Origin of the sequence: Bradyrhizobium sp. WD16, from assembly GCF_024181725.1 — a bacterium.
GTDB lineage: Bacteria > Pseudomonadota > Alphaproteobacteria > Rhizobiales > Xanthobacteraceae > Bradyrhizobium_A.
In genome coordinates, this window is record NZ_CP028908.1 from 588,282 (window position 1) to 609,454 (window position 21,173).

At 68.1% G+C, this 21,173-nt stretch carries 16 protein-coding genes and 1 other RNA gene; 4 read left to right on the plus strand and 13 right to left on the minus strand.

The features are described 5' to 3' along the window. Nucleotides 1-19: 19 nt before the first annotated feature. The 10 genes from murC to rsmH all read right to left on the minus strand — a co-directional run bounded on the left by murC (nt 20) and on the right by rsmH (nt 12,900). Nucleotides 20-1,432 carry a UDP-N-acetylmuramate--L-alanine ligase gene (murC, locus tag DB459_RS02730; RefSeq protein WP_253711427.1) on the minus strand — a complete coding sequence of 471 codons (1,413 nt, stop codon included), beginning with the start codon at nt 1,430-1,432 and terminating at the stop codon, nt 20-22. 347 nt (nt 1,433-1,779) lie between these two features. Continuing rightward, on the minus strand, nt 1,780-2,886 hold the full coding sequence (gene murG / locus DB459_RS02735; RefSeq protein WP_253711428.1) for an undecaprenyldiphospho-muramoylpentapeptide beta-N-acetylglucosaminyltransferase: 1,107 nt from the start codon (nt 2,884-2,886) through the stop codon (nt 1,780-1,782). Between the two features lie 3 nt (nt 2,887-2,889). Further along, complete coding sequence (gene ftsW, locus DB459_RS02740) at nt 2,890-4,041, minus strand: putative lipid II flippase FtsW (RefSeq protein ID WP_253711429.1); 1,152 nt, start codon at nt 4,039-4,041, stop codon at nt 2,890-2,892. Nucleotides 4,042-4,134: 93 nt separating this feature from the next. Beyond that, nucleotides 4,135-5,532 (minus strand): UDP-N-acetylmuramoyl-L-alanine--D-glutamate ligase, encoded by a 1,398-nt coding sequence (gene murD, locus DB459_RS02745; protein ID WP_253711430.1) that lies wholly within the window; start codon nt 5,530-5,532, stop codon nt 4,135-4,137. 7 nt (nt 5,533-5,539) lie between these two features. Beyond that, nucleotides 5,540-6,625, minus strand: a complete 1,086-nt coding sequence (gene mraY, locus DB459_RS02750) for a phospho-N-acetylmuramoyl-pentapeptide-transferase (protein WP_253711431.1) — start codon at nt 6,623-6,625, stop codon at nt 5,540-5,542. Nucleotides 6,626-6,697: 72 nt separating this feature from the next. Then, nucleotides 6,698-8,146, minus strand: coding sequence for a UDP-N-acetylmuramoylalanyl-D-glutamyl-2,6-diaminopimelate--D-alanyl-D-alanine ligase (locus tag DB459_RS02755; RefSeq protein WP_253711432.1), 1,449 nt, complete (start codon nt 8,144-8,146; stop codon nt 6,698-6,700). After that, complete coding sequence (locus tag DB459_RS02760; RefSeq protein WP_253711433.1) at nt 8,143-9,618, minus strand: UDP-N-acetylmuramoyl-L-alanyl-D-glutamate--2,6-diaminopimelate ligase; 1,476 nt, start codon at nt 9,616-9,618, stop codon at nt 8,143-8,145. The genes DB459_RS02755 and DB459_RS02760 overlap by 4 nt, the downstream gene beginning before the upstream one ends. Nucleotides 9,619-9,760: 142 nt before the next feature. Next, nucleotides 9,761-11,440 carry a penicillin-binding protein 2 gene (locus tag DB459_RS02765; RefSeq protein ID WP_253713749.1) on the minus strand — a complete coding sequence of 560 codons (1,680 nt, stop codon included), beginning with the start codon at nt 11,438-11,440 and terminating at the stop codon, nt 9,761-9,763. A 62-nt stretch (nt 11,441-11,502) separates the two neighbouring features. Next, nucleotides 11,503-11,889, minus strand: coding sequence for a hypothetical protein (locus tag DB459_RS02770; RefSeq protein WP_253711434.1), 387 nt, complete (start codon nt 11,887-11,889; stop codon nt 11,503-11,505). A 3-nt stretch (nt 11,890-11,892) separates the two neighbouring features. Continuing rightward, on the minus strand, nt 11,893-12,900 hold the full coding sequence (rsmH, locus tag DB459_RS02775) for a 16S rRNA (cytosine(1402)-N(4))-methyltransferase RsmH (RefSeq protein ID WP_253713750.1): 1,008 nt from the start codon (nt 12,898-12,900) through the stop codon (nt 11,893-11,895). Between the two features lie 662 nt (nt 12,901-13,562). Here rsmH and DB459_RS02780 point away from each other — a divergent pair. The 3 genes from DB459_RS02780 (at nt 13,563) to DB459_RS02790 (ending at nt 15,995) form a co-directional block, all read left to right on the plus strand. Next, a complete protein-coding gene (locus tag DB459_RS02780) occupies nt 13,563-14,444 on the plus strand; it encodes an N-acetylmuramoyl-L-alanine amidase (protein WP_253711435.1) in 882 nt (293 codons plus the stop codon). A 3-nt stretch (nt 14,445-14,447) separates the two neighbouring features. Then, nucleotides 14,448-14,862: RNase P RNA component class A (gene rnpB, locus DB459_RS02785), an RNA gene on the plus strand. A 236-nt stretch (nt 14,863-15,098) separates the two neighbouring features. Then, entirely contained in the window at nt 15,099-15,995 is an 897-nt protein-coding gene (locus tag DB459_RS02790) for a diguanylate cyclase (protein WP_253711436.1), read from the plus strand. 133 nt (nt 15,996-16,128) lie between these two features. Here DB459_RS02790 and DB459_RS02795 read toward each other — a convergent pair whose 3' ends face one another. Both DB459_RS02795 and DB459_RS02800 read right to left on the minus strand, forming a co-directional pair. Continuing rightward, entirely contained in the window at nt 16,129-17,730 is a 1,602-nt protein-coding gene (locus DB459_RS02795) for a DHA2 family efflux MFS transporter permease subunit (RefSeq protein WP_253711437.1), read from the minus strand. An 11-nt stretch (nt 17,731-17,741) separates the two neighbouring features. Next, nucleotides 17,742-19,004, minus strand: coding sequence for an HlyD family secretion protein (locus DB459_RS02800; RefSeq protein WP_253711438.1), 1,263 nt, complete (start codon nt 19,002-19,004; stop codon nt 17,742-17,744). A 165-nt stretch (nt 19,005-19,169) separates the two neighbouring features. On the opposite strand from DB459_RS02800, the gene DB459_RS02805 reads away from it, so the two are divergent. After that, nucleotides 19,170-19,823 (plus strand): TetR/AcrR family transcriptional regulator, encoded by a 654-nt coding sequence (locus DB459_RS02805; RefSeq protein WP_253711439.1) that lies wholly within the window; start codon nt 19,170-19,172, stop codon nt 19,821-19,823. Here DB459_RS02805 and DB459_RS02810 read toward each other — a convergent pair. After that, nucleotides 19,804-21,015, minus strand: a complete 1,212-nt coding sequence (locus DB459_RS02810; protein WP_253711440.1) for an extensin family protein — start codon at nt 21,013-21,015, stop codon at nt 19,804-19,806. The two genes, DB459_RS02805 and DB459_RS02810, sit on opposite strands and share 20 nt — an antisense overlap. Between the last annotated feature and the right edge of the window lie 158 nt (nt 21,016-21,173).

The following is a 21,173-nucleotide window of genomic DNA, read 5'->3' on the forward strand; positions in this document are numbered from 1 at the left end:
ATCGAGGTGATGGAGCCCGTCAACGTCCGCCGTCCAGCGCCTTGAGCTCGCCCGGCAGCGCATAGGCCCACTGGGTGATATTGCCGGCGCCCAGGCAGACGACGAAATCGCCCGGCCGCGCGATCTCGTGGATGACGCCGGCGAGTCTCGTCGAATCCTCCAGCGCGATCACCTCGCGATGACCATGGGCGCGCAGGCCGAGGACGAAATGGTCGCGGTCGACGCCCGCGATCGGCGCCTCGCCGGCGGGATAGACGTCGGCGACGACCACCGCATCGGCATCGTTGAAGCAGGTGCAGAATTCCTCGAACAGCGACTGCAGGCGGGTGTAGCGATGCGGCTGCACCACCGCGATCACCCTGTTGCGGGCGGATTCGCGCGCGGCGCGCAGCACCGCGGCGATCTCGACCGGATGGTGGCCGTAGTCGTCGATCACGGTGACGCCGTTCCATTCGCCGGTGCGGGTGAAGCGCCGCTTGACGCCGCCGAAGCCGGCCAGCGCGCTGCGGATGGCATCGTCCGACAGGCCGAGTTCATGGGCGACGGCGATCGCGGCGATGGCGTTCAGCGCATTGTGCCGGCCCGGCATCGGCAGCGTGAGCCCTGCGATCTCGTGGGCAGAGCCGTCCTTGCGATTGCGGAACGAGACGCGGAAGCTCTGGCTGCCGTTGTTTGACGTCAGATCGAGCAGCCGGACATCGGCCTGCGGATTGACGCCATAGGTGATGATGCGCCGGTCCTCGATCTTGCCGACCAGCGCCTGCACCACCGGATGATCGATGCACATCACCGCGAAGCCGTAGAACGGCACGTTCTCGACGAAGTTGCGGAACGCGTCCTGGACGGCGTCGAAGGTATGGAAGTGATCGAGATGCTCGGGATCGACATTGGTGACGATGGCGACGTCGGCCGGCAGCTTGAGGAAGGTGCCGTCGCTCTCGTCCGCCTCCACCACCATCCATTCGCCGGCGCCGAGCCGCGCATTGGTGCCGTAGGCGTTGATGATGCCGCCGTTGATCACGGTCGGATCGAGATTGCCGGCGTCGAGCAGCGTCGCCACCATCGAGGTGGTGGTGGTCTTGCCGTGGGTGCCGGCGATGGCGACGCAGCTCTTCAGCCGCATCAGCTCGGCCAGCATCTCGGCGCGCCGCACCACCGGAATGCGCTGGGCGCGTGCCGCCATCAGCTCCGGGTTGTCGCGCTTGATCGCCGACGACACCACCATCACGCCGGCGCCGGCGACATTCTCGGCCGCATGGCCGACGGTGACGGCGATGCCGTTGTCGCGCAACCGCTTGACGTTGGCGTTTTCCGCGGCATCCGAGCCGCGCACGGTATAGCCGAGATTGTTCAGCACCTCGGCGATGCCGCTCATGCCGATGCCGCCGATGCCGACGAAATGAATGGGGCCGATCTCGCGCGGCAGTCTCATGACCGAAGTCTCATGATCGCAGTCTCATGAATTGGAATCTCACGATTCGAACCTCATCGCGGGCCGGCGGACTCGAGAGTCGCGCCGGGCCGATGCTGGAATGCCCCGCTTCCGGCGGGCATGACAAGACAAAATCGCCCCTCTCGGAGACGTTTTCGCCGCTGGACACAGGCTCGCCAATAGCCCCGAACACGGCAGAAACTGCACCTGTGGCCTTTGCAACCCGTTAAGTGCAGCCCCGGCTGGTAGCATGGAACCCTGATCCCTGCATTTTTGGGAGGCCCACATCACGTTCGACTGCGGCAAAATGATGCCGCAGCGGTCACGCCACTGCGGCCGCCCGCCGTCTACAGGCCGGCGACGCGCGTCACGAGATCGGCGAGCCGCTCGGTGGCGTCGAGCCGACCGGCCGAGCGGGCGCGCTCCGCCATCGCCGCGAGCCGCGCCGGCTCGGCGGCGAGCGCCGAGATCTCGGCGGCGAGCCGGTCCGGCGTGAAGTCGGTCTGCACGATGCGGATCGCGGCGTCGATGCGCGACAGCACACCGGCATTGGCGAACTGGTCCTGATCGATGGCCCCGGGCAGCGGCACCAGGATAGAGGGCCGGCCGATCGCCGCGAGTTCGGCGACGGTGCCGGCGCCGGAGCGCGACACCGCGAGGTGGCAAGCCGCGAGCCGCGCCGGCAGGTCGCTGAAGAAGGGCTGCAGCTCGGCGCGGATCTTGAGCCGGTCGTAGACCGCCCGCACCCGCGCCATGTCTTCCTGACGAACCTGCTGCACCAGGTCGAGCCGCGGCCACAGCACCGGCTCGAGCCGCTCGATCGCCGGCGGCACCACATCCGCCATCACCCGCGCACCCTGGCTGCCGCCGATCACCAGGAGGCGCAGCGTGCCGCCGGCCTGCGGCTCGGCATAGGCGACGCCGGCGGCGGCGAGAATGGCCGGGCGCATCGGCGTTCCGGTCAGCGTCGTCCTGGCCGCCAGCGAGGGATCATGATCGAGCACGCCGGGCAGCGAAGTGGCGATCGCCGAGACATGGCGCGACAGAAACTTGTTGGCGCGCCCCATCACCGCATTGGCGTCGTGGATCAGGCTCGGCACGCCGGCGAGCCGCGCCGCGACCAGCGGCGGCAGTGTCGGATAGCCGCCGAAGCCGATCACCGCCCTCGGCTGGAGGCGGCGCATCAGGCCATAGGCCTTGAGCACGCCGGCGGCGAGCAGCGAGGCGGTGCGCGCCAGCGCCAGCGGCGAGCGCGAGCGCACGGTCTCGCTCGGCACCACGTCGATCATGTCGGGCGTGAACAGGCCGCTGTAGCGCAGCGCGCGATCGTCGGTGACGAGGCGCACCCGCAGGCCGCGCCGCATCAGCTCGGCGCCGAGCGCCTCGGCGGGAAACAGGTGGCCGCCGGTGCCGCCGGCGGCGAGCAGGATGAGCGGAGCCACGGCTTCAGTCATGGCTCAGGCGAAGCGGCGGACGGCATAGCCGTCGCCGACCGATTCCACCTCGATGCTCGGACGCTGCCGCGTCAGCGCCAGCATCATGCCGACGCCGAAGGCCAGCGACACCATCGAGGAGCCGCCATAGGAAATGAACGGCAGCGTCATGCCCTTGGCCGGGATCAGGTGCAGGTTCACCGCCATGTTGATCGAGGCCTGGACGCCGAACATGATGGCGAGGCCGGAGGCGGCGAAACGCGCGAACAGATCCTCGCTGGCATAGGCGCGCGACAGCGTCCGCAGCACGATGAAGGCGAACAGCGCCAGCAGCACCAGGCAGAGGATGATGCCGAACTCCTCGGCCGCCACCGCCATGACGAAGTCGGTGTGGCTGTCGGGCAGGATGCGCTTGACGGTGCCCTCGCCCGGACCCTGGCCGAACCAGCCGCCATGGCTGAAGGATTCCATCGCCGTGTCGACCTGGAAGGTGTCGCCCGAGGCCGGATCCATGAAGCGCTTGATGCGCGCCGCCACGTGCGGCACGAAAATATAGGCGGCGAACAGGCCGGCGGCAGCGCTGCCGGCGAGGCCCATCACCCAGATGATGCGCATGCCGGCGATGAAGAACAGCGAGCCCCAGACCATCAGCACCAGCATGGTCTGGCCGAAATCGGGCTCGGCGACGAGCAGCGCCACGAGCCCGAGCAGCATCGCCAGCGCGGTGGAGGTGGCAGGCATTTCCGGGCGGCGCGCCGATTCCGAGAACAGCCAGGCCACCAGCACGACGAAGGACGGCTTGGCGGCTTCGGACGCCTGGATGTTGACGCCGAGGATGGTGATCCAGCGCCGCGCGCCCTTCACCTCGGGCCCGAGCAGCAGCGTCGCGACGATCAAGGCGACGCTGATGATGAAGACGACGAGCGCCGTGCGGCGGATCTGGCGCGGCGACAGGAACGACACCCCGATCATCACGACGCAGGACGGCAGCAGGAACAGGACGTGACGGTTGAAGAAATGGAACGGATCGAGGCCGAGCCGCGCCGCCACCGGCGGGCTCGCCGCCAGCGACAGGATGATGCCGGCCAGCATCAGGGCGAGCATCGCCGCCAGCAGCAGCCGGTCCACGGTCCACCACCATTCGCTGAACGGGGTGCGCTGCTCACGTGAGATCATGGCTGGTCCTGACGGTCGGAATCGAACGCCATTGGTGGCGCAACATGGTTTCCCGATGGTTAAGGAACCACGGCAAAATCGCCCGATGCGGCCTCAGGCCGGCCCGATCGACCCCAGCCCCTTGACGAGCTCGCGGAAGTGGTCGCCGCGGATCTCGAAGTTGCGGTACTGGTCGAACGAGGCGCAGGCCGGCGACAGCAGCACCACCGGATGGGCGAGCCCCGAAGCCTCGGCGTCGGCGGCGGCCGCCGCCACCGCGGCGTCGAGCGTGCCGCTGATGTCGTGGGCGACCTCGCTGCCGAGCGTGGCCGAAAACGCCGGCGCCGCCTCGCCGATCAGATAGGCCTTGCGGATCCGCGGGAAGTAGCCGCGCAGGCTTTCGATGCCGCCGGTCTTCGGCTTGCCGCCGGCGATCCAGTAGATGTCGTCGAAGGAGGCCAGCGCCCGCGCCGCCGCATCGGCATTGGTGCCCTTGGAATCGTTGATGAACAGCACCCGGCCGCGGCGGCCGATCTGCTCCATGCGATGGGCGAGCCCCGGAAAGCTGCGCAGCCCGTCCTGCAAGGCCTCGAAGCCGACGCCGAGCGCCAGCGCCGCGGCGGCGGCCGCCGCCGCGTTCTGGGCGTTGTGCTCGCCGCGCAGCGAGCCGATGCCGCCGATCCGCGCGATCTCGGTGCGGCTGCCGCCGGCGGCGCGCACCAGCGTGTCGTGGTCGAGATAGATGCCGTCGGCGAGCGGACGCCTGACCGAAATCCGCACCACATGCTTGCCTGCCTGCTCGATGCGGTCGGCGGCGGCCTGGCACCACTGATCGTCGACGCCGATGATGGCGGTGCCGCCGCGCTGCACGCCGGCGACGAGGCGCTCCTTCACCGCGGCATAATTGGCCAGCGTGCCATGGCGATCGAGATGGTCCTCGGTGACGTTGAGCAGGATGCCGACCAGCGGATCGAGCGAGGGCGTCAGGTCGATCTGGTAGGACGACATCTCGACCACGTGAACGCGGCCGAGACGCGGCGGCTCCAGCGACAGGATCGCGGTGCCGATATTGCCGCCCATCTGGGTGTCATGGCCGGCGGCGCGCATCAGGTGCGCGATCAGCGCCGTGGTGGTCGACTTGCCGTTGGTGCCGGTGATGGCGACGAACGGCGAGGACGGCGCCTGTCGCCGCCGCTCGCGGCAGAACAGCTCGATGTCGCCGATCACCTCGACGGCGGCATTGCGCGCCAGGGCAACGCTCCAGTGCGGCGCCGGATGGGTCAGCGGCACTCCCGGCGTCAGCACCAGGGCGGCGAAATTCGCCCATGAGACGCCGCTCAGGTCGGCGGTGACGAAGCCTGCCGCGGCAGCCTCGGCGAGCCTCGCGGCGCTGTCGTCGCCGGCCACCACCTCGGCGCCGCCGGCGCGCAGCGCATGGCAGCAGGCGAGCCCCGAGCCGCCCAGCCCGAACACCGCGACCGTCTTGCCGGCAAAGCTCGTGACCGCAATCACCTTGACCTCATCTCAGCTTCAGGGTGGACAGGCCGGCCAGCGCCAGCATCACCGAAATGATCCAGAAGCGGATCACGATCTGCGGCTCGGTCCAGCCGAGTTGCTCGAAATGATGATGGATCGGCGCCATCTTGAACACCCGCTTGCCGGTGAGCTTGAACGAGGCCACCTGCACGATCACCGACACCGCCTCGAGCACGAACAGCCCGCCGATCACCGCCAGCACGATCTCGTGCTTCACCGCCACCGCGATGCTGCCGAGCATGCCGCCGAGCGCCAGCGAGCCGGTGTCGCCCATGAAGATCGAGGCCGGCGGCGCATTGAACCACAGGAATCCGAGGCCGGCGCCCAGCACCGCGCCGCAGAGCACCGCCAGTTCGCCGGTCCCGGCGACGTAATTGATCTGAAGATAGTCGGAGAACACGGCATTGCCGGCCAGATAGGAGATCATGCCGAACGACAGCGAGGCGATCATCACCGGGACGATGGCGAGGCCGTCGAGGCCGTCGGTCAGGTTCACCGCATTGCCGGCGCCGACCACGATGAAGGCGCCGAAGATCACGAAGAACCAGCCGAAGTTCAGCGCCACATCCTTGAAGAACGGGATCACCAGCGAGGTCGAGAACGGCGGACGGCCGATCCAGACCAGCGCCAAGCAGGCAAGACCCGCGATGAGGAATTCGATCGCGAGCCGGGTGCGGCCCGAGAAGCCGGCATGGGTCTGCTTGGTGACCTTGAGATAGTCGTCGTAGAACCCGACGAAGCCGAAACCGAGCGTCACCGCCAGCACGATCCAGACGTAAGGGTTGCGCGGATTGGCCCACAACAGGGTCGAGACCACGAGGCCGGACAGGATCATCAGCCCGCCCATGGTGGGCGTGCCCTTCTTGGTGACGAGATGGGAGGCCGGTCCGTCGGTGCGGATCGGCTGGCCCTTGCCCTGGCGCAGGCGCAGATTGTCGATGATCCATGGCCCGAACAGGAAGACGAACAGCGCGGCCGTCACCATCGCGCCGCCGGTGCGGAAGGTGATGTAACGGAAGACGTTGAAAACGGGAATCGCGCCGGAAAGATCGATCAGCCAATAGAACATTCAAGCCGCCTTGCCTGGTTAGCCCGGGTTCTGACCCACACGGGACGGCAATGCCGCTCCCGGCTGCGGGCGTCACCCTCCTGCGCCCGCGACGTCATCAAACGCGGCATGGCCCGGAAAACGCTTTTCGAGTGCCGTGACAACGAATTTCATCCTGGAACCGAGCGAGCCCTTGACCATCAGGGCGTCGCCCGCCCGCAGTGCCGCCGCCACCAGGGGCTCGAGCGCCGCCGAATTCTCCGCATAGCCGCCCTGCCGCGTGGATGGAAGGCCATCCCACAGATTTCGCATCAGGGGACCGCAGCAGAACACCAGATCGACCCTGGCGGCGGCGATCGCGTCGGCAAGACCGCGATGCAGATCGGGGCCGGTCGGCCCCAGTTCGAGCATGTCGCCGAGCACGGCGATGCGCCGGCTCCGCGGCGCCACGCCCGCCTGCCCCAGCACCGCGATCGCCGCGGCCATGGATGCCGGATTGGCATTATAGCTCTCGTCGATCAGCGTCGCCTCGCCCTGGGGCAGCATGAGGCGCAGCCGCGCACCACGGCCGGAGCCCGGCGCGATGGCGGCGAGCGCCAGGGCGGCCGGAACCAGGTCGGCGCCGAGGAGCATCGCCGCGGCGAGCACCGCCAGCGAATTGAGCGCCATGTGCCGGCCCGGCAAGGCGAGCTTGTAGGTGATCTCCTGGCCGAAAATCTGCGCATGGACCGCCGATCCGGCGGGGTGCAGCGCGACGTCGAGCAGCCGCGCATCGGCGGCCTCGCCGCTGCCGAAGGCGACGACGCGGGCGATGCCGCGCGCCTCGGCTTTTGTCCTGAGCCGCATGAACTGGGAGTTATCGCAGTTGAGCACCGCGGCGCCGCCTTGCTCGACGCCGGCGAAGATCTCCGCCTTGGCGTCGGCGATGGCTTCCACGCCGGCGAAGAATTCCAGATGCACCGGCTCGACGGTGGTGACGATCGCCACATGCGGACGCACCATCCTGACCAGCGGCTCGATCTCGCCGGCGTGATTCATGCCGATCTCGTAGACCGCGTAAGCTGCGTCCGCCGGACAGCGCGCCAGCGTCAGCGGCACGCCCCAGTGATTGTTGAAGGAGGCGACCGAGGCGTGGGTCTTGCCCTGGGCGGCGAGCACCGTGCGCAGCGCCTCCTTGGTCGAGGTCTTGCCGACCGACCCGGTCACGGCGACGACCTTTGCACGCGAGCGCGCCCGCGCGGCGATGCCGAGGCTTCGCAGCGCCGCCAGCACGTCCGGCACCACGAGCAGCGGCGCATCCGCCGGCAGGCCCGCGCGTTTGTCCTCGGCGACGACGGCGAGCGCGGCGCCATTGGCCAGCGCGGCGGCAACGAATTCATGGCCGTCGTGGACGTCGCCCTTGATGGCGAAATAGGCCTCGCCGGACGCAATGGTCCGGCTGTCGATCGAGATGCCGGTGATGCCGGCCGGCAGGCGGCCCTGCCGTGCGGCCGCCATCGCCGCCGCCATCTCGTCCACCTGCCACAGCCAGTCGCCGCTCATGCCTGCTTCTCCGAAAGTGCCGTCCGCGCCGCTTCGTGGTCGCTGAACGGCAGAACCTGCGTGCCGACGATCTGGCCGGTTTCGTGTCCCTTGCCGGCGATCACCAGCACATCGCCGGCATCGAGTTCCGCCACCGCGGCGCGGATCGCCGCGGCGCGGTCGCCGATCTCGCGCGCGCCGGGAGCCGCGGCGAGAATCGCGGCGCGGATCGCCGCGGGATCCTCGCTGCGCGGGTTGTCGTCGGTGACGATGACGCGGTCGGCGTGACGCGCGGCGATCTCGCCCATCAGCGGCCGCTTGCCGGCGTCGCGGTCGCCGCCGGCGCCGAACACCACCACGAGCCGACGGCTGACATAGGGCCGCAACGCGGCGAGAGTCTTCTCCAGCGCGTCGGGCTTGTGGGCGTAATCGACGAACACCGGCGCGCCGTTGCGCGAGCCGACGAGTTCGAGCCGGCCGCTGGCGCCCTCGAGCGCCTCGAGCGCTTCGAACACGAGAGCCGGATCGCCGCCGGTGCCGATCGCAAGACCCGCCGAGACCAGCGCATTCTCGATCTGGAATTCGCCGACCAGCGGCAGCCGCAGCGCGATCGACCTGCCGGCATGGCGCAGGGCGAGGCGCTGGCCGAAGCCGTCGACGGCGGCGTCGATGAGACGGATGCCGCCCGCCGCCTCGTCGGCATTGCGGCCGACGGTGATGACGCGCAGCTTCCGCGCCCGCGCCGCCTCGATCACGGCGGCCGACTGCGCGTGATCGGCGGCGACGACCGCGATGCCGCCCGCGGCGATCAACTCCCCGAACAGCCGCAGCTTGGCCGCGAAGTAGTGCTCGACGCTCGGATGATAATCCATGTGGTCGCGCGACAGGTTGGTGAAGGCGCCGGCGATGATGCGGACGCCGTCGAGCCGGTGCTGGTCGAGGCCGTGGGACGAGGCCTCGAGCGCCAGATGGCTGACGCCTTCGCCGGCGAGTTCGTCGAGCTCCCGGTGCAGCGTGACCGGATCGGGGGTGGTCAGCGAGCCGTAGACCGAGCGGGTGGGCGCGACGATGCCGACCGTGCCGATGCTGGCGGCGGCGTGGCCGAGGCGCTGCCAGATCTGGCGGGTGAAGGCGGCGACCGAGGTCTTGCCGCTGGTGCCGGTGACCGCCGCGATCGTCGCCGGCTGACGCGGGAAGAAGCGCGCGGCGGCGCGGGCGAGCGCGCGGCGCGCATTGGCCACGGCGACGAACGGCACGGCGGTCAAGGGCGCGCCGGTCTCACCTGGCGGCGGCTCCTCGCCCACCACGGCGACGGCGCCCGCCGCCAGCGCCTGGGCAATGAAGCGCGCGCCATCGGTCTTGCTGCCGGCAAGCGCGAAGAACACCTCGCCGCGGCCGACCTTGCGGCTGTCGACCGCGAGCCCGCGGACGACGATGGCGCCGGTCGGCGCGTCCAGCGCGGCGTCGTCGCCGAGAAGGTCGCGAAGCTGCATGGTCGCGCGGGTCCAGATGTTGCCGATCCGAGTTGCGATCGGTATTGCGGATACGTGTTGCCGACACGTGTTGCGGGTTTAGAGACTGCCTTGCCGCCGTCATCCGGCGGTATCGAGCGACGGCTTGCGCGGGAGCCGCGACTTACCGGCTTTCCCTCGATGCCGCAAGAATAAGGCGCTCCGCGGGCGGCAGGTCGAACCGCGGCTCGAGGCCGAGAAGCGGCGCGATCCGCGCGATGACCTTGCCGCCGGTCGGCACCGCATTCCAGCCGGAGGTGATGAAGCCGTGGGTCTCGGGCAGCGCCTGCGGCTCGTCGATCATCACCAGCAGCTGGTACTGCGGATTGTCCGCCGGCATGATCGCGGTGAAGGAATTGAGCACGCGCTTCTTGGCGTAATGGCCGTTGATCACCTTTTCCGAGGTGCCGGTCTTGCCGCCGACATAATAGCCCTTGACGTCGGCCGTCTTGGCGGTACCGATCTCGGCATTGAGGCGCATCAGGAAGCGCATCTTGTCGCTGGTCTCCGGCTTGACGACCCGCTTGGCGAGCGCCATCGCCTCCTGCTCGCTGCGCTTGAGGAAGGTCGGCGGGATCAGGTTGCCGCCGTTGACCAGCGCATTGATGCCCATCACCGCCTGCAGCGGCGCCACCGACAGGCCCTGGCCGAAGGCGATGGTCACGGTATTGAGCTCGCCCCAGCGCCGCGGCACCAGCGGCATCGCGCTCTCGGGCAGTTCGGTGCGCAACCGCTGCAATTGGCCCATCTTGGTCAGGAAGGCCTTGTGGGCCTCGACGCCCTGGCCGAGCGCGATCCGCGCGGCGCCGATATTGGACGAAAAGGTGAAGACTTCCTTGGTGTTGATGAAGCGGCCGAGCGGATGGCTGTCGTGGATGGTGAACTTGCCGTAGTGCAGATTGCCCCGCGCGTCCCACATCGTGTTGAGGTTGATCTTGCCCGAATCGAGCGCCATCGCCAGCGTGAAGGACTTGAACGTCGATCCCATCTCGTAGACGCCGGTGGTCAGGCGATTGATCCGGTCCGGATCATGGGCTTCCTTCGGGTTGTTGGGATCGAAATCCGGCAGCGACACCATCGCCACGATCTCGCCGGTGCGCACGTTGCTGACGAGGCCCGACGCCGCCTTGGCGTGGAACTTGTCCTTCGCCTTCAGGAGCTCGTCGCGCAGGGCGTGCTCGACGCGCAGGTCGATCGAGAGCTGGATCGGCTCCTGCTGGCGGTCGGTGGCGAAGCCGGCGCGGTGCAGGTCGGCGAGGCCGTTGTTGTCCAGCCACTTCTCGATGCCGGCGATGCCCTGGTTGTCGATGTTGACGAGGCCGATCAGGTGGGCGACCTCCGAGCCGCTGGGATAGACCCGCTTGTTCTCGCGCAGGAAGCCGATGCCGGGAATGCCGAGGCGATGGATTTCCTGCTGCTGCTTCGGCGAGATCTCGCGCTTGAGCCAGACGAAGCCCTTGCGGGACGACAGGCGCTGGCGCACCTCGGCGGTCTCGAGGTCCGGCAGGGTCGCGGTCAGGAGCTCGATCGCCTCGTCGCTGTCGATGATGCGGCGCGGCTCGCCGTAGAGCGACGGCGCCTTGACGTCGGTGGCGAGGATTTCGCCGTTGCGATCGATGATGTCGGGCCGCGCCGTCGCGGTGGCGTCCTGGGAGACGCCGCGGCGGCTGCCGTGACTGTCGCCGACGATGGCATAGGTGACGAGCCGGGCGGCGATGATGGTGAAGACGGCGCCGAACGCCATCATGATGAACGCGACGCGCGCCCGCGCCTTGGCGCTGCGATCCTTGCGGCCGTACAGCATGCTGCGGATCAGGCGGCGGCGCCACGGCTCGGCCGCGGGCGTGATGGTGAGGGCGGCGTTGCTCACGGCTTCTCCTCCGGCGTCGTCTTGTCCGGAATCGAACCGGTCGCATCCTGGCCGACGGTGTCGAGCATGGCGCCGATCGGATCGGGCGTCGTCGAGCGCGCGAAGCTCGGCGGCCGCTCGGGCAGGTTCTTGAAGGAATCGTACTGGCCGCCCTCGATCGGTTTGAGATCGAGATGGCGCTGGGCGAGGCCCTGCAGCCGCAACGGCGCCTGCAGCTTGGACCATTCGGCGCGCAGCCCCGCGATCGCATCGCGCTCCGCGCGGATATCGGCGTGCAGCCGCATCACCCGCTCGGTGCGCACCGTCGATTCCATCTTGATGCGGTAGACGTAGGCCGCGGCGAAGATCAGCGCGCCGATGACGAGGAGGTGGACGATGCGCATGGCTCAGCCTCCCCTCAGCACGTCGTGCAGCCGCGGCCAGGCACCTTCGGCCTCCGCGGGGTGCGGCGCGGCGGCATTGCGTTCGGCCGCCCGCAGCTTGGCCGAGCGCGCCCGCGGATTGGCGGCGATCTCCGTCTCCGACGGCAGCACCGGCCGGCGGGTCAGAACGGTGAAGCTCGGCGGCGACGCCACGACTTCGGGCAGATGTCGCGAACCGCCGCCGGCGCGGCTGCGCGCGGCGAGGAAGGTCTTGACGATGCGGTCTTCCAGCGAATGGAACGAGACCACGGCGAGGCGTCCACCGGCCGCCAGCCTGCGTTCGCTGGCGCACAGGGCCGCCAGCAATTCGTCGAGCTCCTCGTTGACGAGGATGCGCAGCGCCTGGAACGTCCGCGTCGCCGGATGGATCTCATGGGGCTTGCTCCGCACCACCTTGGCGACGATGGCGGCGAGCGCCCGCGTCGTGGTGATCGGCGCCTCGCGGCGGGCGGCGACGATGGCGCGGGCGATGCCGCGCGACTGCCGCTCCTCGCCGAGATGATAGATGACGTCGGCGAGATCGCCTTCCGACGCCCGGGCGATCACGTCCGCCGCCGACGGGCCCTCGCGCCCCATGCGCATGTCGAGCGGCCCCTCCAGGCGGAAGGAAAATCCGCGCGCCGCCTCGTCGAGCTGCATCGAGGAGACCCCGACATCCATGACGATGCCGTCGACCCGCTGCAGGCCCTGGGCGTCGCAGACCTCCTCGAGATTGGAGAAGCGATCCTCGACCAGGGTCAGGCGGCCGGCCGCGGCCTCGGCCAGCGCGGCGCCGCCGGCGATCGCCGTGGGATCGCGGTCGATCGCGACCACCCGGGTACCGGCATGATCGAGGATCATCCGGCTGTAGCCGCCGGCACCGAAGGTGGCGTCGACATAGACGCCGCCCGCGCGCGGGGCGAGCGCCTCCACCGCCTCGCGGCCGAGCACCGGAACGTGGCGCCTGCTGTCGGGTCCGGGACTGGCGGTCATGATGGGAACCTGGCCGCCGCCGGGACGGCTGAAACGAGGGCAAAAGCTGGCCACCGCGGCGGCGCGGCCGATGATTCGGGGCGCCAGCACCGGCGCAGCCTCCTGCTCCGGCCGGGCCGGCGCCTGGGCGCGTCGCGGTGCACGCGGCATATGGTGGCCAAGCATGGGATGTGAGGCTTCGACGATGACAACACAGCCGTTCCCAGAGAAGCGGCACTCCCTGCCAGTAACCAGGGTTAACGTTAAAGAAGCGTTGACGGCGGCGCGGTTTCCCGCGGCGCCGTCAGATCCACCACACTAGTGTCCCGTCTCCGAATTACCGCTCCGCCAAAGCCATCGAGGACGCCGATACGGCAAAGGCTCTGGTTGCAACGCGGAGGATTCTCACGGTGGATATTCACCTTTCGCCCTGGAATTGCGATTGCACGTTCATCATTGTGGCCGGATAATGCCGATTGGATGACGAGTCTGTCCGCTCGCAGGTCGGCGAGCGGCGCGGCCAGACGGCGCTCGGGAACCAGACAACCGGTTCCCCAGGTTCTGGTTCTTTAACGTTCTGGTTCTTAAACGTTCTGGATCGCTGCGTTCTTGTTCTTTAGCGTTCTTTAGCATTCTTGGGGCTGCCGGCTTGTTGCCGTGCTGCTGCCGGCTTTAGGTGGGACATGGTGCTGGGATCGTTCGCGTCCGATGGGGTCGAGTCGAAGCGACGGCGCCCCCTGCCATCTCCCTGGATTCACGCTCGCATGGTGTCCTTCACGCCGGATTCGTCGGTGGTTTCCGACGTGATCCCCTCTGCCAATTATGGTGACCGGCGCAACAACCGGGCGCCGGATATGGTCGTCCTGCACTACACCGGCATGGAAGATGCCGATGGCGCGCTGGCCCGGCTGTGCAAGGCGGGAACCGAAGTCTCCGCCCATTACGTCGTGCTCGAGGACGGCCGCATCGTCCAGCTGGTGGCCGAGGCGCGCCGCGCCTGGCACGCCGGCAGTTCGTTCTGGGCCGGCGAGACCGACATCAATTCCTGTTCGATCGGCGTCGAAATCGTCAACGGCGGCCACGACTGGGGCTATCCCGACTTTCCCTCGCGCCAGATCGCGGCGGTGATCGCGCTGTGCCGGGGCATCATGCTCCGCCGCGGCATCGTCAGGCAGCGGGTGCTGGCCCATTCCGACATCGCCCCGGACCGCAAGAAGGACCCCGGCGAGAAGTTTCCGTGGCGGCTGCTGGCGAGCTCCGGCGTCGGCCACTGGGTGCGGCCGGCGCGAATCACCGACGGCGACCGCCTCGACCTCGGCGCCAACGGCGAGGCGGTGCTGAGCCTGCAGGAGCAGCTCCATTCTTACGGTTACGGCGTGCCGCGCACCGGCCAATACGACTCGGCGACCGCCGAGGTGGTGGCGGCGTTCCAGCGCCATTTCCGCCCCGAACGGGTCGACGGCACCGCCGACATATCGACCCTCGCCACCCTGCGCGCGCTGCTCGAAAGCGTGCCGCAACCGCCGCCGCACTTGACCCCGCTGCCGCCGCACTCCATGACGTGAGCGTCAGTCGGCCGGGCGGCCGCTCCCGCAGGTACCGAAAGGTCGCGGGGGAGGAAAGTCCGGGCTCCATGGACAAACGGTGCCGGATAACGTCCGGCGGGGGCGACCCCAGGGAAAGTGCCACAGAGAACGAACCGCCGGCGCCGCGGCGCAGGCAAGGGTGAAAAGGTGCGGTAAGAGCGCACCGCGCTCTCGGCAACGAGAGCGGCAGGGTAAACCCCACCGGGAGCAAAACCGAATAGGAACGGCGACGCGGACAGTTCGCTCTCGGGCGATAACTCCGCAGGGTGTCCGACCCGGCCGTTCGGGTAGGTTGCTTGAGGCGACGCGCAAGCGCCGTCCCAGAGGAATGGCCGCCACGTTCCGCCGCGCAAGCGGCGGGGCCCTACAGAACCCGGCTTACAGGCCGGCTGATGCTTCTTTCGACGAGGGGTCCGGCGTGACGCGCCGGGCCCCTCTCCCGTTGATCCCGCGCCCCTCATTCGCTGCTCGCCGCCGGCAGACCGCCGTCGTCGCATGAACCACGCCGCGCCCGGCGGCGCGATCGGCTTGCGGTCGGGCGCGGCCTGCCGCGGAACGCCCGCCAGGGAGGACTCGTTCAGACCGGGCTGCTATCCTTCATGACAGTCTGCGGGTTCCACGATGAGGTGACCAGTGGCAATCCCCAATTTGTCCGACGAGCAACTGCGCGTTGCGCTGAACGAGCTCGAACAGGCCCTCTACAATCACGAACAGTGGGCTGAAACGCTCTACGGCACGTTGATCTGCCATCTCAGCCCCGATGAGCGGGACATCGGCGACGACGCGTATCACACCTGCCGGTTCGGCCAATGGTATTACAAATCCGCCGGCACCGCGCTGAAAGGATTCCCCGGCTTCGCCGAGATCGGCTTTGAGCATGAGCGGATGCACCGATTTGCCGCGAGCCTCCTGCGGTCGTCTTTGGACGGCATGCCGATTTCGATCAAGGACTACGAGCATTTCGTCTCGGCATTGAAGCGCTTGCGTCTGGAAATCTTAAGCGTCCAGCGTGAACTCCAGGGAGCGCTCTTCAATCTCGATCCCTTGACCGGGATACCGAGCCGCGTCGAAATGCTGAGCAAGCTTCGCGAGCAGCAGGAGCTTGTCAGGCACAAGCATGCTTGCGTCCTCGCGATGATGGATGTGGATCTCTTCAAGTCCGTCAACGACGAATATGGCCATGCCGTCGGCGACAAGGTCCTGATCGGGTTTGCGCGCTACATCGTGGCGCACCTGCGCCCCTACGATAAGATTTTTCGTTATGGCGGCGAGGAATTTCTGATTTGTCTGACGGATACGGATCTGGAGGCCGGCCGCGCCATCATCGACCACCTGCGTGAACAACTCGCATCCTTGCCGTTCGACGCCGATGGCAAGGGAACAATTCACGTCGCGGCGTCGTTCGGGCTGGCCGCATTGGAGCCGGACATCGCCGTGGAGCGATCCATCGACCGCGCCGATAAGGCGCTTTACGTCGCCAAGACGACAGGACGAAACCGCGTGGTCGGCTGGGATGCGTCGATGGGATGAGTGAGTGCCCGACCGACCGTAAAGGCGACTTCGGCTCGACGGACGAGCCGGCCGATGATGTCGGCGCCGGCGCACCAGGTTTTTGTTTGGACGCGTTTTCTTCGCGCCAACCAGTATCGACGGGAAAACGCCCCTAATGCACGTCGGAGGCGGCGCCCATCACCTTGGGGCGGTCGACGAACACGACGAGGGTGCTGAGCGCGAGGAAGAACACCGTCATCATCATGAAGGCGTCGGCATAGCCCATCACCACCGCCTGGCGATGGACGATCTGGTTGAGCTGCTTGAGCGCCATCAGCGAGGCGTCGCCCATGCCCTGGAAGCGCTGCGTCAGGGTGTTCAGGGTGTCGACCGCGGTGGCGTTGCCCCAATAGACCTTGTCGTGCAGCCGCGAGATGTGCAGATCGGTCCGGTCATTGAGGATGGTGTTGATGATCGCGAGCCCGACCGCGCCGCCGAGATTGCGGGTGAGATTGAACAGGCCCGAGGCGTTCTTCATCAATTCCGCCGCCAGCGTGCCGAGCGCGATGTTGTTGACCGGCACCATCGCCAGCATCATGCCGGAGCCGCGGAATATCTGCGGCCAGAACAGCTCCCAGAAGTCGTAGTCGCGGGTCATCCACGTCATCTGCCAGGTGCCGATCGCGAACAGCACGAGACCCGCGGCGATCATCGCCCGCATGTCGACCTTCAGCATCATCCGCCCGACCAGCGGCGCGCACAGGAACATGGTGGCGCCGGAGACGAACATGGTCTCGCCGATCATCATGGCGCTGTAGCCGCGGACTTCGGCGAGATAGCGCGGATAGACATAGGTGAGGCCGTAGAGCCCGATGCCGACGCAGAAGGAGAAGACGCTGCCGAGCGCGAAGTTGCGGTTGACGAAGGCGCGGATGTCGACGATCGGCTCGCGGGCGGTGAGCACGCGCCAGAAGAACACCACCGCCGACAGCACGCAGACCACGGCGAGCGCGGCCACCGAGGTGTCCTCGAACCATTCATAGCTCGGCCCTTCCTCCAGCACATATTCCAGTGCGCCGAGGAAGCCCGCCATCGAGGCGAGCCCGACCCAGTCGAAGTGATCGAGCAGTTTGAGGTCCGGCCGGTCGAAATCGACCAGCGCCAGCACGCCCACCGTGATGCCGATGCCCGGCAGCACGTTGATGAAGAACAGCCAGTGCCAGGACATCGCGTCGGTCAGGTAGCCGCCGACGGTCGGCCCCACCGTCGGCGCCAGGGTCGCGACGAGACCGATGATCGGAGCCACGATGTGCTGCTTGCTGCGCGGGAAGATGGTGTAGGCCGAGGCGAATACCGTCGGGATCATGCCGGCGCCGAGAAAGCCCTGGATGGCGCGCCAGAGGATCATCTGGCCGATGCTCGAGGTCAGGCCGCACATCAGGCTCGCGGCGGTGAAGCCGGCGGCCGAGATGGCGAACAGGTAGCGCGTCCCCAGCGCGCGCGACATGAAGCCGGACAGCGGGATCGCGATCACCTCGGCGATCAGATAGGCGGTCTGGACCCAGGAGATCTCGCTCGACGACGCCGACAGCCCGGCCTGGATCTCCGACAGCGATGCCGAGACGATCTGGATGTCCAGGATGGACATGAACATCCCGAACACCATGATGAGGAAGGCGAAGACACGGCGCGGCACCAGCCGCTCCGAGGCGGCGGCGCTCGCGCCTGGCGGCGGAGCGGGAATCGCGGGATTTGATGCGGTGGTCTCGCTCATGCGCCGCGCGGTTATTTCGCGGCGTCGAGGCCGCGGGTGTCGACATGCACCACGACCGACATGCCGGCGCGCAGCAGGTTTTCGCGGGCGATCGCCGCCGGCACGCGGATGCGCACCGGCACGCGCTGCACGATCTTGGTGAAGTTGCCGGTGGCATTGTCGGGCGGCAGCAGCGAGAACACCGCGCCGGCGGCCGGCGACAGGCTCTCGACCACGCCCTCGACCTCGCGGCCGGCAACGCCGTCGATGGTCAGGCCGGCCGGCTGTCCGGGCCGGATGCGGCCGAGCTGGGTCTCCTTGAAGTTGGCATCGATGAAGACCTCGTCGAGCGGCACGACATTGGCGAGACGCTGGCCGACCTGGATGAAGTCGCCGGTATTGACCAGGCGGTTGGCGAAGATGCCGTCGACCGGCGCCCGCACCTCGGTGAAGGCGAGGTCACGCTCGGCCTTGGCAAGCGCCGCCTTGAGCTCGGCGAGCTGACGCTCGGCCTCGATCTTCTGCGCCTTGATGACATCGATGTTGCGCTCGGCGGCATCGAGCGCCGCCTGCGCGCTCTGCACCTGGGCGGTCGACTGATCGCGCGTCGCCTGGGACTGCTCGAAGGTCGCCTGGGAGGCGAAACCCTTGGTGCTGAGCTGTTGCTGGCGCTCGAAGTCGAACTGCGCGCGCTTGACCCCGGCCTGCGCCGATTCGAGCTGGGCCTTCGCCTGCTCGACCAGGCTGAGCTGGGCTTCGACCTGCCGGCCGATGCGCGTGATGGTGGCTTCCTGGGTCGCGGTCTTGGCACGGGCGGAATCGACCGCGATGCGGTAGTCGCCATCGTCGATCTTGATCAGGAGATCGCCGGCTTTCACCCTGGAATTGTCCTTGGGGCTGATCGCCGCGATGTGGCCGGAGACCCGGGCGCCGAGCAGCGTGCTGTTGGCCCGGACATAGGCGTCGTCGGTGGTGACGATGAACCGCCCCACCAGCACATAGTGGCCGCCATAGCCGGCCGCGGCGATGGCGAGGACGGCGCCGAGCACGCTCAGGACCAGCCGGCGCCGGCCGCCTTTGGCGGGAGCGGCTACCGCGGTTCGCGAGGCGGCTTCGGAGGCGGTCCGCGCCGACGGCGAGCCACGATCGGCGGTTTCCCGATCGGTAACATCCGCACGGCTCTCGGCCACCGGGTGCGGGGCGGCGGCGCCCGGCGCGGTGTCGGACCCGGGGGATGCGGGCGAGTTGGAATCCGGGCGGAGTTTCCGCGCGGCTTGATCACGTCCAGCGGCCATGGGGCGTCCTCGATACTCGCAACATGCGGTCCCCTCCCCGGGCGTGGCCGCATGGATTATCGTTCATACCATTGACCGAACCGTTCGGTCAATATAGAAATCGACTCGACCCGGCGCGAACGATGTCTGGCCTGCTGGGCAACCTTATCTAAGGACGATTGATTGATGAAAAGCGCCGCCGCGCCGGTCGTGCCCGCCGCTGCTGAAGATTCCGCCAAGCGCCGCCAGATCCTGGCCGGCGCCCGCCGGGTTTTCATGGATTTCGGCTTCGATGGCGCCAGCATGGGCGAGATCGCCAAGGCGGCGGGGGTCTCCAAAGGCACGCTCTACGTCTACTTCGCCGACAAGAACGCGTTGTTCGAAGCCCTGATCGACGAAATCGGCTCGTGGCAGAACCAGTCGCCCGACTTCGACCTCGACGAGGATATCGGCGCCTGCCTGCATCGCTTCGGCACCGCCTATATGAAGATGCTGTGCCGGCCCCAGGGCGGATCGGCGGTGCGCACCGTGATGGCGATCGCCGAGCGCATGCCGGAGATCGGACGGCGCTATTACGGCTGCATCGCCTCCGGCTGGATCAGGAAGCTCGGCCTCTATCTGACCGAGCAGACCGGGACGGGGCGGCTCGCGATCGAGGACGGCGAACTCGCGGCAACGCAATTCATGCTGAGCTGCCAGGCGACGCTCTTCCTGCCCTTCGTCTTCCAGGCCATCCCGGCGCCCTCGGCTGAGCATATCGACCGGGTGGTCGCCAGCGCCGTGCGCATGTTCCTGGCGGCCTATGCCGTGCCGCCGCCTGTCAGCGGCCGGAATCCGTAATCCGCGATTCGTCCTCGATGGTGGCCTCGTCATCGCGCGTCAGCGGCTTGTGAGCGAAGGCGCTCCTGACGCTGCGCGAGATCGAGCCGGTGATGCCGCTGTCCTGGCCGCGCCAGGCATTGCGCGCGCCGGCCCGCGCCGCGATCTGCTCGCCGGAGACGGCGCCGGGCTGACAGATGACGCGGCCGCTGGCGCGCCGCATCAGGTCCACATGAATATGGTCATAGTGATAGACGTTCGATCCGGGCGCGAGCACGGTGTTGAACAGCTGGCAGGCGCCGCCCTGGACGTCGCGCAGAAAGCCCTGTTCCTCGGGCATGCCGCGCCAGCCGTCCTTGACCGTGATCCGCCGGCCGTCAGACAAAGTGAAGCCGGCGACGTCGATGGCGTTGCCGAAGGCGTGTTCGGAAATATGCGCGTTCGGATTGCCGTTCATGCCACGGCACGAATAGGCGGAGATCTGCCGGATCTCGACCACCGGCGCGCCGAACCAGCGCATCGCCGCCGGCTGCACGGTCTCCGCCATCCATTTGTCGAGGGCCGAGACGATCGGACAGGCGAGGGTCGCGGCGGGCTTCACCGTCACCGGACCGATCGAGGTGACCGGCGAGCCCTGTGACGGGCCGAGCCGCGGCAGCGGCGCCTCGTTGCGCTCGATCCCTTGGTCGATCCCTCGGGACATCGGCGCCCGCCCCACCGCGGCGGTTCCGCCGTCCGGCCCGGCGGCGGGCGGCAACTCGATTTCATCGCCGGCGGTCGGCCGCACCCCGGGGGCGTTGATCGACATCGGCGCGCCGGCGGGGGCCGACGAAGGCGACTGGAGCGGCGGCGACGAAGAATAGGTCGGACCGGCCGGCGGAGCGGAATCGCCGCCGGGCCGCAGCGGCCAGCGCGGCTGCTGCGACGTCGGGATCCCGCCCGGCGGCCGCAATTCGTCGGCAAAGCCGTAGCTCGAGCCGCTGTCGAGGGCGGCAACCTTCAGGGGGAACTCGGCACCGCACACGCCCGGCCCATTGATCGGCTCGATGCGGTACAGGGCGGCGCTTTCGTGCACCGCCCCGGATTTCAGGCACGCCATCTCAGCCTCGCGCCGCCAGGGCTCGCGTTCCGCGGTGAAGAAGCCGCGGCCGCAGCCGGCCAGGGTGACGAGGGCGATGGAGCCGACGAGAAACAAACGAACTCCGCGCGTCATCCGCGCACTGTTCGTCGAATTTCTTTAAAGACTCTTCAACACTTTGAATTCATGTAATTTTTACCATGTTTGAAGGGATGCAACCTTCCCCCTGCCCCGGCGTTAGATATGGTTGGAGCGTTTTCACCGGTTGTTCGCGTGAAGAATGTTGTTCGCGT

What these genes read in the sequence shown, in the direction of transcription:
- DB459_RS02765 (WP_253713749.1), bottom strand. Translation starts at nt 11,440, where the DNA reads ATGCTGTACGGCCGCAAGGATCGCAGCGCCAAGGCGCGGGCGCGCGTC.
- DB459_RS02810 (WP_253711440.1), bottom strand. Translation starts at nt 21,015, where the DNA reads ATGACGCGCGGAGTTCGTTTGTTTCTCGTCGGCTCCATCGCCCTCGTC.
- murC (WP_253711427.1), bottom strand. Translation starts at nt 1,432, where the DNA reads ATGAGACTGCCGCGCGAGATCGGCCCCATTCATTTCGTCGGCATCGGC.
- murG (WP_253711428.1), bottom strand. Translation starts at nt 2,886, where the DNA reads ATGACTGAAGCCGTGGCTCCGCTCATCCTGCTCGCCGCCGGCGGCACC.
- DB459_RS02755 (WP_253711432.1), bottom strand. Translation starts at nt 8,146, where the DNA reads ATGAGCGGCGACTGGCTGTGGCAGGTGGACGAGATGGCGGCGGCGATG.
- ftsW (WP_253711429.1), bottom strand. Translation starts at nt 4,041, where the DNA reads ATGATCTCACGTGAGCAGCGCACCCCGTTCAGCGAATGGTGGTGGACC.
- DB459_RS02780 (WP_253711435.1), top strand. Translation starts at nt 13,563, where the DNA reads ATGGTGCTGGGATCGTTCGCGTCCGATGGGGTCGAGTCGAAGCGACGG.
- DB459_RS02805 (WP_253711439.1), top strand. Translation starts at nt 19,170, where the DNA reads ATGAAAAGCGCCGCCGCGCCGGTCGTGCCCGCCGCTGCTGAAGATTCC.
- rsmH (WP_253713750.1), bottom strand. Translation starts at nt 12,900, where the DNA reads ATGACCGCCAGTCCCGGACCCGACAGCAGGCGCCACGTTCCGGTGCTC.
- mraY (WP_253711431.1), bottom strand. Translation starts at nt 6,625, where the DNA reads ATGTTCTATTGGCTGATCGATCTTTCCGGCGCGATTCCCGTTTTCAAC.
- DB459_RS02770 (WP_253711434.1), bottom strand. Translation starts at nt 11,889, where the DNA reads ATGCGCATCGTCCACCTCCTCGTCATCGGCGCGCTGATCTTCGCCGCG.
- DB459_RS02760 (WP_253711433.1), bottom strand. Translation starts at nt 9,618, where the DNA reads ATGCAGCTTCGCGACCTTCTCGGCGACGACGCCGCGCTGGACGCGCCG.
- DB459_RS02800 (WP_253711438.1), bottom strand. Translation starts at nt 19,004, where the DNA reads ATGGCCGCTGGACGTGATCAAGCCGCGCGGAAACTCCGCCCGGATTCC.
- DB459_RS02795 (WP_253711437.1), bottom strand. Translation starts at nt 17,730, where the DNA reads ATGAGCGAGACCACCGCATCAAATCCCGCGATTCCCGCTCCGCCGCCA.